We start from the raw sequence: 12,028 nt of genomic DNA, 5'->3' as shown, positions 1-12,028 counted from the left end.
CCGAACGGCTCCAGCCTTGCGCTTGCGATCGGAGTAGGACCGCCGCGCATCATCTCAAGGGAAATTCGGCGAGGAGGATCGAGGACGCCCGTTCGATCGTTCAGCTTGCGCGACGCGAGCTGGTCAAGACCGTTGCCCAGCCGACGCCACACCGCACCACCCAACAGTAAAAGCGACGATGTTCCGGGCCAGCAACCTCCAGCGACCCACGCTCACGGTTTTTGAAGCCGTGCATTTGGATCTTATCCATCCCTCGCCGATGGCTTGCCAAAGCGGTCCAGAATAGTCAGCATTGGTAATGGCGCGGCGTGGATGAACGGGCTGACTGTCCGATCGTGCCGAAGGTCAACAGTGCCTCCTCTTGAAGCGTTGACCGGCTCGGTGAAGTTCGAGGAGTCCCACATTGATGTTCGCCGCTCCTGTATTTCCAAGCATAAGCAGCATAAGCATAGCATTGGATCAATAAGACAAGTCTCATCCGGAACTCCCGGGACCGGGCCGCTACGACCGGCTTTGGTCGCGGCGGCTCTTTGCTCTTAGCAATCGGCGTGCCACTCGTGGAGCATGGTGCTTGCTCGCTTACCGGGAGCGAAAAACCAAGCGTGCCAGCATGCCCGCTGGAATAACCGCGACGCGTTGTCAGATTCGCGACAGCGGCGTCATCAACCGGACATAGATGGTAGAGAAAAATGGAAGCTTAAGATGATCGCCGTCGCCTGTCGATCCGACCTCGAACATTTGCTTGAGGATGATGTGTCCTAGGGCGATCTCGCCACCGCGCGCTCAGCATTGATGCCTCATCAACCGTCATGCAGTTTGTCGCGCCGATCACATGGTGCCGGTACTAGTCGAAGACGCTGCGGCTCTGATGGATAAAATCGAACTTGCGATCGTGGCCTCGCCCAATGTTGACACTTTGAACACGCGGCGTTCTCAGCCACCAACTGTCATTGGCCACCAAATCTCTCGACTTAGCAAGGAGCGCCGTCGCCGTTCATCATTTTCAAATCAATGTCGTCGCCGGAAAGAAGCTGAGACATTCCCCAGCCAAAGCGGTAACGATGGTGCGCGCCGCATAAGTCTGCTCTACAGGCTACCGTTACAATTTGGATTTCGTCGTGTATGTGCATACGGCCGCAGCTTCATAGGATCGCCTGAAGTGGACCCCGAAAATCGGAGGTTGACTAATTGGATTTTGCGCCGTTCCGTCGCAACCGACTGAGCGGAGAATGACGCAGAGGACGAGACGGAGGAGTTGACGCGGCGCTGAAGGCGAAGATCGCGCTGGACGCTGCGGGAGCATGCGACGGTGGCCGATCTGGCGCAGCTCTATCAGGTGCACCCGAACCAGATTTACGCCTGGAAAAAGCAACTTCTGGATCAGGCGGCGCGGGCGTTCGAGAGCGGCAGCGGCGACAGCGCAGACGGGCACGAGCGCGAGATCGAGAAGCTGCACGCCAAGATCGGTCGCTTGGGATCTTTTAGCGAAGAGGTCCGGAAAATGAGCGCCCCCGATCACAGTGTGCTCGTCGACTGCAACCATGGTAAGCTATCGGTGCGCGGGCGGTGCCAGCTGTTCGGCGCCGCCCGCTCAAGCGTCATCGGCCACGACGTACCGCCAACGACGATGACGATCCAGCGCTGATGCAGGGGATCGATGAACTGTTCACGAGTTGTCCGCTCCTCGGCTCGCGGCGGGTGACGGCGATGCTGCGCGCCGAAGACCATGCCATTAATCGCAAGCGCGTGCAGCGGTTGATGCGCAAGATGAGGATCACGGCGCCGGGCCGAAGCCCCGCACCAGCAAGCCCGAGCCGGATCTTTCCCCTATCTGCTGCAAGGCCTCGCGATCGAGCGCCCCAACCAGATCTGGTGCGCCGACATCACCTACGTTCCGATCGGCCGCGGCTTCCTTTATCTCGTGGCGATCATGGACTGGGCGAGCCGGGCGGCTGGCATGGCGGCTATCGAACACGATGGACGTGTCCTTCTTTGCGTCGTGCGCTGCAGGAAAGCTTTGCCCGCTTCGGGTGGCCGGAGATCTTCAACACGGACCAGGGCAGCCAGTTCACCAGTTCCGCCTTCACCGGCGCGCTGATGGCGGCCGACGTGCGCACCTCGATGGACGGCCGTAGTCGCTGGATCATCGAGCGGCTGTGGCGCTCGCTCAAGCACGAGGACATCTACCGCAAAGGGTACGCCGACGGCCGCGAGGCCTACGCCGGCATCGCCGCCTGAATCGCCTTCTACAACACCCGTCACCGACATCAGGCGCTCAATCGTCGCGCGCCGATGGCGGCTTGGTGCGAAGGCATTAACGGACTCGTTGAATAGGCTGTGGACATGACGCTGCGCTTGGACAACGCCGAGGCGTTGCCCACATGCCCGCAGAGCCGCAACAACAGCAGCAGACAGCGGTGTTCGCAGCGTGATATCAGGACATCCGAAGCGGCCGTGAGTCTAACTAACAAACCGGTCCCGTGGTGCCATGCATGGGGTCTCCACTTCAGACGAAGGGTCCGCAGTCGCTCCTCTGAATTCGTGCGATTGTCTGCCGAATCTCTTCAAACGATCCTAGTCGACTGGGAAAGAGGCAGACTTTAACCGACCTCGGCTCCAACGCGGTCGCCCAGATTCACGACCTTCATTGCCCCGGGCGCGCCCGAACGGCACAGTGATCAGCGAACGGACAATGCAGTTTCGAGAGATGTTGATCACACGCCTGATGGGTCAATCTCCCAAGGCCACGAGATCGAATCAGGGGATGCTGGCGGGTGAAGGCGCAATCTGCTTTCGCGCCAACTTGGCACGCGGATTGCTCTTTCGTCTCGTAAGGCCAACGTGTGCACGACGGATCACGAAGGAGAGGTTTGCTTGCAGAAAAATCCAGCAACAACATCCATCGACTGCAGCGAAAGCTCCTGAAGGTCAAAGAACAAGCTGGAGAGCGTGCGCTCACCAAATCCAGGTGGCTGAATTGGATTGGGTTTGAGCTGTTTATCGCGCGCTCCGAGCGAAGATTCCGGTCGGGGCTGCGGCGTTTCGTCAGATGAAACAAGGCTTGCAGCCTGATGCTACCAACTTGAACCGGATAGGAGACGATTCAATGGGATCTCTAAAATCCCGATCCGCGACGAGTAAAGGAGACTCCGCCCTTGAGAATTCTGATCATCGGAAATATGGGATATGTTGGGACTGAGGTCGCAAAATCTTTGCGGGCGAGAAGACCAGACGTAACGCTGGACGGCTTTGATAATGCATATTTTGCGCACTGTTTGACGGGCTGTGGGTTCCTGCCGGAACGCTGTCTTGACCAGCAGTTCTATGGCGATGTTCGGGGGACGTCCATTGATCTGACAGGATATGACTCAGTCGTTCAACTAGCTGCGATTTCCAACGATCCGATGAGCAGCCGGTTCCAGGCGGTCACACTGGATATTAACCGGGACACAACAATTGCTCTCGCAAAAGCGTCCGCCGCAGCCGGGGTTAGGAATTTTGTTTTTGCATCGAGCTGCAGCGTCTACGGTATTTCCGATGGACCGGCCCGAAAAGAAAGTGATGCTCTCAATCCGATTACGACTTATGCGAAGTCGAAGATTGGTGCCGAACAAGAGCTCGCGACCATTGATCCAAATATGGTCGTCACCTGCCTTCGTTTCGCCACGGCTTGTGGAATGTCTGATCGGCTTCGGCTTGATCTCGTCCTCAACGATTTTGTCGCTTGCGCTCTGAGCCGGCAGAAGATCAGCGTGTTGTCTGACGGGACACCGTGGCGTCCGTTGATCGATGTCGCGGACATGGCGCGCGCAATCGACTGGGCCATTGTTCGTTCGGCAGAAGCAGGAGGTCGTTTCCTGGCGATCAATGTGGGTTCGGATGATCACAACTATCAAGTGAAGGAACTTGCCAACGCGGTTGCTAGCAAGGTTCCGGGTGCCGACGTTCTCATCAATACGTCTGCTCCTGTGGACAGTCGCTCCTATAAGGTGGATTTCGGCCTGTTCCGCTCTCTGGCGCCTCATCATCAGCCAGTGGTTAAACTTGACGAGTCTATCGAGAACCTGATCTCCGGCCTAAAGAGGATGAGCTTCAAAGATGGCGAGTTTTTCTCCTCCAATCTGATCCGTCTCAAGGTGTTAGAGGGTCACATGCAGGCAGGTCGGTTGAATGAAAGATTGGAATGGAGGAAATGCAGTTGACGGGATGAGAGAGCTGCTTACAGCATCGGACATCTTTCGGGCCTATCATGCTTCCGTCTCGTCAAATCGAGCTCACGTGGCAGGATCTGAGTGCGTGAGCACTGTTCAATTTTGACCCGCAGCGCGCTGTATCGAGATGCCATCCCACGACGGGTATTTGCCGCAATATTCCTGAAAAGGGGATCAGACGCCTGGTATGAACCCAGTGAGGTGTAGCGCTGGCTGCACGCACAAAAGATATCGAACCCGCAACCAAATCCTTCCGTCGCGATTATAGCGCGCTATGTTAAAATGAAGTATCATGTGGCGGGAGCGACATTAGGCGGCGTCTTGAAAGTTGGCCGGGGTTCGCCGGCCTGAATAGAGTTCACCCACCATACAAGCGCTGCGACGAGCCAGGCGGAGGCGAAGCAGTTGCGTGCCAGTTTTTCACGCAGGGTTGCGATGCGCCTGAAGTCCTTCAGTCTGTTGAAGGCGCTCTCGACCCGCCAGCGAAGCTCGTAGAGGGCTTGTTGAAGCTGAGCAGTCGTATCCTATTGCTGCGGTTGGAGTAACCCGGCTTAGTTCCGCCGTCGCCCGGTTTCTCGCGTAATTCGTTGCCCTCGTCTAGACTAGGCGGTGTCGCCGAGTATGCTTCGGCGGCTTTGCTCTGCGGATAGATGCTTGGCGATCGGGTAGTCGTGTGGCCTACCTCCAGTCAGTAGGATAGCGGATAAGTGCCCTTCTCTGCGAGTGGATCGTGTCCCGTGGCGTGGTGTGGCTGATTGCGGGTCACCGCATTCGCCGGCATGGGCCGGATCGGTCAGGTGACGATTGCCTGGAAGCTGACGGCGGGATCATCGCCCAACGGCGCGATCGTTTCCAGTGTCATGTAGCGGCCGCGCTGGACCGCCCACTCGTCGTTCTGTTCAAGCAGGATGGCACCGACCAGACGGGTGATGGCATCCTCATTGGGGAAGATGCCGACCACTTCGGTTCGCCCCTTGATCTCGCCGTTGACCCGTTCGAGCGGATTGGTAACCGGTATGAGATGTCTCGGTGCCAACGTTCGGCTGCGGTGTTGCTACATCGTGGCGTATGGTGCGACCATCAGGACAGAGGCACCGGGAGCACGAAGTGCGGGCAGGCCGATGTTATTCGATGAGCCGAGAGCTCGAGTTAGTAGCTGGCCGCCTCTGCGACTCGCCCGGTTGCGCTGGGAGCGCGAATCCGTAGTTGTCGTGTCGCCCGCAGGCTCCCGTCATCATGTGTCTGACAGGAGGTGACGAATGCAACGGGTAATTGACATTGATGTCCACCGAAGCTTCGGCGAGCTGGTGTTTTGGGAGAATGCAGACTTCGGCACGCGGGCCGTATTGATATGACGCGGACTGCGCTGGAGGGATTTGGCAAGACCCTGCTGGCCAGTGATGAGGTTGTGCTCGAAGCGACCGGCAACAGCATGGCGGTGTCGCGGGTTCCGGCGCCGTTCGTGGCACGGGTGATTATCGCCAGTCCGCTGCAGGTGAAAGCGATCGCCCAGGCTCACGTTAAGATCGACAAGATCGATGCCGGCACGCTCGCCAGTCTGCAGGCGGCCGGGTACCTGCCGCAGATCTGGATCCTGACGCGGAGACCGAACGCAAGCGTCGGCTGGTGGCGCGGCGCTACCAGGTCGTGCGGCATCGCACGCGGCTCAAGAACGAGGTGCATTCGATCCTGCACGCACACTTGGTCCCGAAGTGCCCACATGCGGATCTTTTCAACGCCCGCGGCCGGGCGTGGTTGGCCGCTCAACAGTTGCCGGACGATGAACGAGCGGCCATCGATCGGCACGTTCGCGAGCTTGAACGGCTGGCAGAAGATCTGGCTCTGCTCGACCGCGAGATCGCGCAGGTCGCCACCGACGATCTCGCGGTCAACAGATTGATGACGATCACCGGCGTCAATCTGGCGGTTGCCGCCGGCATAGTGGCGGCGATCGGTTCGACAGCCCGCAGAAGCTGGTGAGCTATTTCGGGCTGAACCCGCGGGCGCGGCAGTCGGGACTGGAGCCGCCCGTCACGGTCTCATCAGCAAGATCGGCCGCAGTCACGCGCGCGCCATGCTGGTCGAGGCGGCCTGGGCCGCGGCCAAGGCGCCCGGTCCACTGCATGCTTTTTTCGTGCGCATCCGCGCCCGGCGTGGCCCATCAGATCGCTGCGGTTGCCGTGGCTCGCAAGCTCACTGTGCTCTGCTGGCATTTGTTGACAAACGGCGAGGATTACCTGTGGGCGCGGCCGGCGCTGGTCGCCAACAAGACCCGCGCGATGCAGCTTCAAGCCGGGCATCCGCAACAGAAAGGCAGCCGGCGTGGACCAGCCTATGCCTACAAGATCAAGGTGCTGCGCGACCGTGAGATGTTGATTGCCGCCAGCGGAGCGAAGCTAAGAACGATTGGTGTCGAAGTGGAAACCGCGGCGGCCCCAAAAGACCGGCGCGCGGGCGCCCCAGTTCGGCAGGACAAAATAGGCAGTCCGGTGATGCTTGCAGCCGACGCGTCACGCTTCGCCACGAGGTCGCCGGCGCCCGACAACCATAACCGCCGGTGACGGCAAGTGCCAGCCAGGAATGCAGTCCCGTTCCACGCCAGCATGCCGCCGCGCGCAGGGTCGGTCAAGGCTGGCCGCGTTTGCGGCCACCGCGCGGCTTGGCCTTGACCGACCCTGCGCGCGGCGGCTGCGAGATCGGTGGCCGGGACGGAAGAATGGCCCGCGGCGCGGCCGAACGAAAGAATGGACGCGATTCCCGCAATCGTCACTCGCGGCGCGGTCATAAAACTCGCTTGCCCATCTCATCCGTCGAATGCAGCTTGGCACGGTGCTGAGGCGGGAAGCTCATATAGGCGAGCACGTCGGGCTCGGCCTCATCCATGAAGGCGGCCAGCTTTGGCAGTTTGGGACGGAGCTGGTCGGCGACCTTGCGCCACTGAGCCCTGGCCGCTTCGGCGTGGTCCTGGGCAAAGGCGGTGGCGATGAAGGCGGAGACGACGCGCCGCCCGCTCTTGCCGGATGGGCCAGGACGTTGCGCATGAAGTGGACGCGGCAGCGTTGCCAGGTGGCGTTGAGAACCTTTCCGACCGTGGCTTTGATCCCCTCATGGGCGTCGGACACGACCAGCTTGACGCCGCGCAAGCCCCGCCGCGCCAGCTTGCGCAGGAACGCGGTCCAGAACGTCTCCGCCTCGGACGGGCCAATGTCCATGCCGAGCACCTCGCGTCGGCCGTCGCCGTTGACCCCGACCGCGATGATCACCGCGACCGAGACGATGCGCCCATTCTGGCGGACCTTCACGTAGGTGGCGTCGATCCACAGATAGGGCCAGTCGCCCTCGATCGGGCGATTGAGGAAGGCCTTCACCTTGTCGTCGATCTCGCCGCACAGCCGCGACACCTGGCTCTTGGAGATCCCCGTCATGCCCATCGCCTGCACCAGATCGTCCACCGAGCGGGTCGAGACCCCCTGGACGTAGGCCTCCGGCACCACGGCGGTGAGCGCCTTCTCAGCCATCCGTCGCGTTTCGAGGAAGCCCGGGAAGTAGGAGCCCTTGCGCAGTTTGGGGATGCGAAGCTCGACGGTGCCGGCGCGGGTCTCCCAGCTCCGGTCGCGGTAACCGTTGCGCTGGGCCAGCCACTCCTGGTTCTTCTCGCCGTAGGCCGCCCCAGTCAGGCCCTCGACCTCCAGCTCCATCAGCCGGTGGGCGGCAAAGCCGATCATCTCGCGCAACAGATCGGCATCTGGGGTCTTCTCCACGAGCGCACGCAGGTTCATCATGTCGTCGGTCATCGGTGGTTCCTCGAATCAGGTTGGTGTCGCAACCCAAACCTTACCGACGAATCATCGGTGGCCACCCCCAAAGCCGCTCGCTCGCTACGGCGCTATGTGAGGCGCGCGTCGCGAGCGGCTTAGCTATCAGCTACACCACTCCTTGGGAGTACGTCATGCCGAGCTGATGATTGCTTGTGGGTGCAAGTCCCATCCGGCCAAAGCCGAAGCAGGCAAGCCGGGACCGAGTCTTGCGGGCGTCGCGGCAACGTGGGGTCCGAAGTGTAGATAGGAGCCATGCGGGGTGCGGGAATGAGCCTCGAAAGGTGGATGTTCGCGGAGGCCGAGTGTGTTCCCTAGTCACGAAGGCGGCATGAGCATCGTCGTTATAGCGAGACGATGCCGCTCCGTCGGGGTCGATGGCCGGATCACGCATGGAAGGTAATCATCGGAACATGAGAGGCCCGACCGGGTCCATTGGATTGGTCTCCAGTGGGGGACAGCGGCAAGGCACTGCCAGAGCCGCGGTCCGAGCTGAGGTCGGGAGTCGGACTGGTCCATAGTACCTGTGAAGTCGTCGAAGGAAACGAGATGTATGGAGGGAAGGGACCAGCCCGAGGGGAGCCCGCGCGAGAAGGCCAGGGTCCGGACACGGAGCCGGGTTACCTTGCCGTCGAATCTCGTGCGGGTGAACGCGGCGGCCAAGCGGGCTGCCCAAACCCGGTTCACTGCCTTGCTGCATCACATCGACGAGGACGCTCTGCTTCGGGCGTTTCGACGACAAAAGCGGCAGGCCAGCGCGGGGGTCGATGGGGTAACGGTGGCGAAGTACGAAGAGAGGCTCACGGATAACATCCGCGACCTCTGCGGAGGGGTCCACACCGGTCGCTACCGGCCACAGCCGGTGCGGCGAGTCTACATCCCCAAAGCCGATGGCGGTAAGCGACCTCTCGGTGTGCCGGCGCTAGAGGACAAGATTGTCCAAAGCGCCGTGGCCGAGATGTTGAGCGCCGTCTATGAGGCCGACTTCCTCGGGTTCTCCTACGGCTTCCGGCCGGGGCGGAATCCTCAGATGGCGCTTGATGCCCTGCATACGGCGATCATGAGCCAGCGTGTCAACTGGGTGCTCGATGCCGACATACGCAGCTTCTTCGACTCGGTCGACCACGAGTGGCTGCTGCGGATGGTGGCGCACAGGATCGCCCATCCTCGCATCTTGCGGCTCATCGAGCTGTGGCTGCGGGCCGGCGTTCTTGAGAGCGGCGAGAAGCAAGAAACGGACAGGGGTACGCCGCAAGGGGCGGGCATCAGCCCGCTCCTCGCTAACGTCTTCCTGCACTACGTCCTCGATCTCTGGGCCCACCAATGGCGCCGTCGCCATGCACGTGGTCGCGTTGTGACCGTGCGCTATGCCGACGACTTCGTCATGGGCTTCGAGAGCAAGGCGGATGCGCAGGAGATGCTCTTGGCCCTCAAGGCGCGGCTGGTCAGCTTTGGCCTGATGCTTCATGAGGGCAAGACGCGGCTGATCGAGTTCGGCCGGTTCGCGGCCCTCTCGCGTCAGCGGCGCGGCGAGCGGCGACCCGAGACCTTCGCCTTCCTCGGCTTCACCCACTACTGCGGGCGGACCCGGGACGGCCGGTTCATCGGAAGGGAAACGCCTGACGCGCAAGCTGACGGCGTTGCGCCAGGACGCCTGGCGGCTCATGCACGAGTCACTGGCCACGCAGCACGAGTGGTTCGCCGCTGTTCTGCGTGGACACTACGGCTACTACGGCAGGCCGCACAATTATCCAGCGCTCAACGGCTTCTACCGCGAAGTGCGTCGGACCTGGATGCGCTGTCTGAGACGGCGCAGCCAGAAAAGTCGGCGCATGGGCTGGTCGGAGTTCGAGACCCTGACGGCACGCTTCCGGCTGCCCGTCCCACGCATCACTCGCACTTGGGCGCAGGCGCGGATATGACGCGGGTTACCCTCGGGAAGAGCCGGGTGCGGGAAATCCGCCTGCCCGGATCTGTGAGGGCGAAGCCAAATGGCTGAGCTACTCGACCACGACCCAGAGAGTGCGTGTGTCTTTGTGTGGTGCCCTCAGCGCGAGGCTTTGTTGTCCCTTTTCCACCCGGTGACGAGCGATGCGCCTTGACGTAGTCGAGGATTTGCGTCTTCGTCGCGCGAGCCTGGCCGGCAAGCTCACGGGATTAGGTCCATCGAGTTGATGCGACGATCAACCATGACGCAGCAGGAACCCGTGAGCGTGAAGGCGCGCGTGCTGTCGATCCGGTCCAGGAATTCGGCAATGTATTCGGATCCGTTCATGGTCTACTGGTGCGATTGGTGGCGAGCCGGGCGCGGCAGAAATCACCGATCGTGCTTATTACATAATCGAGTTCCGCAGCCCCAAGACCGGGGTAGACACCGATCCAGAACGTCTGGTTCATCACGCGATCGCTGTTGGTCAGTTTTCCATGTATTCGGTAGTGCCGATTTTTCATGTAGGGCTGCCGAGTGAGATCGCCGCCAAAAAGCAAGCGAGTGCCGATCTTCCGATCGTTGAGATGTCGTACGATTTCGTCCCGGCTGAACGGCGCTGATTCACGTACCGTAAGCAGAAAACCGAACCACGACGGCTGACTATTCGCCGTGGCCTCAGGCAGGATGAAAAAGTCCTCGAGTTCCGCGTAGACCCTGCCACAGCCAGTCGAAATTGCGCCGCCGCACGGCAATGAAATCTTCAAGATGACCGAGCTGAGCGAGGCCAACGGCGGCCTGCATATCGGTGATCTTCAGATTGAAACCGAGGTGACCATACGTGTATTTATGGTCATAGCCATGTGGAAGATCTCCGAGCTGCCAGCCGAAGCGGCGGTTGCAGGTGTTGTCCTTGCCGGGATTGCAATAACAGTCCCGGCCCCAGTCGCGAAAAGTCTCCATCGCCCGGCGCAATCCAGGATGGCTGGTAAAAACCGCTCCGCCTTCGCCCATCGTAATTTGGTGGGCGGGATAAAAGCTCAGGGTGCCAATGTCGCCGAATGTCCCGACATGTCGCCCGTTGAGCGTTGCACCAAGCGCGTCGCAGCAGTCTTCGATGAGAAAAAGGTTATGCCGCTTGGCAATCTCAGCGATCCGCGTCGCGTCGAATGGATTCCCAAGTGTATGGGCCACCATGATAGCGCGCGTTTGCTGAGTTATCGCCGCCTCGACGAGCTCGGGGGTAACATTGTAAGTGGGAATGTCGATATCGATGAAGACTGGCGTCATCCCCCACAGCATAGATGGGTTGACGGTCGTCGGAAATCCGGTTGCTGCCGTGACGACCTCGCTGCCGGGCTCCAACCCGCGCTCCCGGAGCAAGGGCGAGGTGAGAGCTGAAAAAGCAACCAGATTTGCCGACGAACCGGAGTTGACCGTGAGCGCATAGAGTGCCCCGACGCGCTGTGCGAGCTTGGCCTGAAACTCATCGTTGAAGTGCCCCGCGGTGAGCCAGAATTCTAGTGAAGCATCCACCGCATGCTTCACATCAGTGGCGTCGAAGACGCGACCGGAGACAGGCACCAACGAACGACCCGCGGAAAAGAGTTTCCGGGCATGAGTCAGCGTGTAGTAGCGTTCGACCAGCTGATGGATTTCGCGTCGGATGTCCTCTGCCTGCAGGACCGAATCGACAGGCGGGCATGCCGGTGTGCATTCGATTGTCATGATAATTTCCCGGAGGTTTGACGGTAGATTCGATGCACTGACGTGGTTCCTTCACAAACCGTCAGCAGTAGTAACGCCTCGGGCGCAGATCGGTATGCGCCTCGACGGAATCTCGCGCCACCGGTCGTCTATGAGTGGGCCAAGCGTTACGCCACGGTGCATCGGTGCAGCGTAGATTTCATTGTGCGCATCGAGTCGAGCGATCATTGGCCGCAATGCCTCCCTCAACCGCTAGTGCGACCGCATATTTGCCGCATTGCCGGTACTGCAGCTCGAATGGAATGGTTGCTCCAGATTTGGAGATGCCGGCATCGCGAGCTAAAAGCACTTCTCGGGTGAGGAGCCAT

9 protein-coding genes and 3 pseudogenes are annotated in these 12,028 nt (G+C 60.6%); 6 read left to right on the top strand and 6 right to left on the bottom strand.

All coding sequences use genetic code 11. The annotated features are described in order from the left end of the window. Positions 1-1,309: 1,309 nt before the first annotated feature. The 3 genes from ACSKB8_RS02795 to ACSKB8_RS02785 all read left to right on the top strand — a co-directional run bounded on the left by ACSKB8_RS02795 (position 1,310) and on the right by ACSKB8_RS02785 (position 4,202). Complete coding sequence (locus tag ACSKB8_RS02795) at positions 1,310-1,645, top strand: hypothetical protein (protein ID WP_438102346.1); 336 nt, start codon at positions 1,310-1,312, stop codon at positions 1,643-1,645. Beyond that, a complete protein-coding gene (locus ACSKB8_RS02790) occupies positions 1,645-2,238 on the top strand; it encodes an IS3 family transposase (RefSeq protein WP_438102344.1) in 594 nt (197 codons plus the stop codon). The genes ACSKB8_RS02795 and ACSKB8_RS02790 overlap by 1 nt, the downstream gene beginning before the upstream one ends. A gap of 917 nt (positions 2,239-3,155) precedes the next feature. After that, on the top strand, positions 3,156-4,202 hold the full coding sequence (locus ACSKB8_RS02785) for an NAD-dependent epimerase/dehydratase family protein (protein ID WP_438102342.1): 1,047 nt from the start codon (positions 3,156-3,158) through the stop codon (positions 4,200-4,202). 377 nt (positions 4,203-4,579) lie between these two features. Here ACSKB8_RS02785 and ACSKB8_RS02780 read toward each other — a convergent pair. Next, positions 4,580-4,723, bottom strand: a pseudogene (locus tag ACSKB8_RS02780) (transposase); the annotation flags it as partial. Between the two features lie 281 nt (positions 4,724-5,004). Beyond that, a pseudogene (locus ACSKB8_RS02775) lies at positions 5,005-5,223 on the bottom strand (transposase); the annotation flags it as partial. A 614-nt stretch (positions 5,224-5,837) separates the two neighbouring features. Between ACSKB8_RS02775 and ACSKB8_RS02770 the strand changes: the two are divergent. Continuing rightward, positions 5,838-6,191, top strand: coding sequence for a hypothetical protein (locus tag ACSKB8_RS02770; RefSeq protein WP_438102341.1), 354 nt, complete (start codon positions 5,838-5,840; stop codon positions 6,189-6,191). Between the two features lie 173 nt (positions 6,192-6,364). After that, the gene (locus ACSKB8_RS02765; RefSeq protein ID WP_438102340.1) at positions 6,365-6,772 is read left to right on the top strand and encodes a hypothetical protein; all 408 of its coding nucleotides are present in this window, start codon (positions 6,365-6,367) and stop codon (positions 6,770-6,772) included. Positions 6,773-7,016: 244 nt separating this feature from the next. On the opposite strand, the pseudogene ACSKB8_RS02760 reads toward ACSKB8_RS02765, so the two are convergent. After that, positions 7,017-8,005 (bottom strand): annotated as a pseudogene (locus ACSKB8_RS02760) (IS256 family transposase); the annotation flags it as partial. Positions 8,006-8,651: 646 nt separating this feature from the next. On the opposite strand from ACSKB8_RS02760, the gene ltrA reads away from it, so the two are divergent. After that, positions 8,652-10,025 carry a group II intron reverse transcriptase/maturase gene (ltrA, locus tag ACSKB8_RS02755; protein WP_438102338.1) on the top strand — a complete coding sequence of 458 codons (1,374 nt, stop codon included), beginning with the start codon at positions 8,652-8,654 and terminating at the stop codon, positions 10,023-10,025. A gap of 150 nt (positions 10,026-10,175) precedes the next feature. Here the strand turns inward: ltrA and ACSKB8_RS02750 are convergent, their stop codons facing one another. Genes ACSKB8_RS02750 through rfbH form a run of 3 tightly spaced genes read right to left on the bottom strand, consistent with a single transcriptional unit; the run spans position 10,176 to position 11,681 of the window. Further along, a complete protein-coding gene (locus ACSKB8_RS02750) occupies positions 10,176-10,301 on the bottom strand; it encodes a hypothetical protein (RefSeq protein WP_438102336.1) in 126 nt (41 codons plus the stop codon). Then, positions 10,298-10,708 (bottom strand): DegT/DnrJ/EryC1/StrS family aminotransferase, encoded by a 411-nt coding sequence (locus ACSKB8_RS02745; protein ID WP_438110358.1) that lies wholly within the window; start codon positions 10,706-10,708, stop codon positions 10,298-10,300. The genes ACSKB8_RS02750 and ACSKB8_RS02745 overlap by 4 nt, the downstream gene beginning before the upstream one ends. Continuing rightward, positions 10,632-11,681 carry a lipopolysaccharide biosynthesis protein RfbH gene (gene rfbH / locus ACSKB8_RS02740; protein WP_438102335.1) on the bottom strand — a complete coding sequence of 350 codons (1,050 nt, stop codon included), beginning with the start codon at positions 11,679-11,681 and terminating at the stop codon, positions 10,632-10,634. The genes ACSKB8_RS02745 and rfbH overlap by 77 nt, the downstream gene beginning before the upstream one ends. Between the last annotated feature and the right edge of the window lie 347 nt (positions 11,682-12,028).

This window comes from Bradyrhizobium sp. BR 1432 (assembly GCF_051547705.1).
In the GTDB taxonomy this organism is placed as follows: domain Bacteria; phylum Pseudomonadota; class Alphaproteobacteria; order Rhizobiales; family Xanthobacteraceae; genus Bradyrhizobium; species Bradyrhizobium zhanjiangense.
This window is presented reverse-complemented; position numbering and strand designations above follow the sequence as displayed.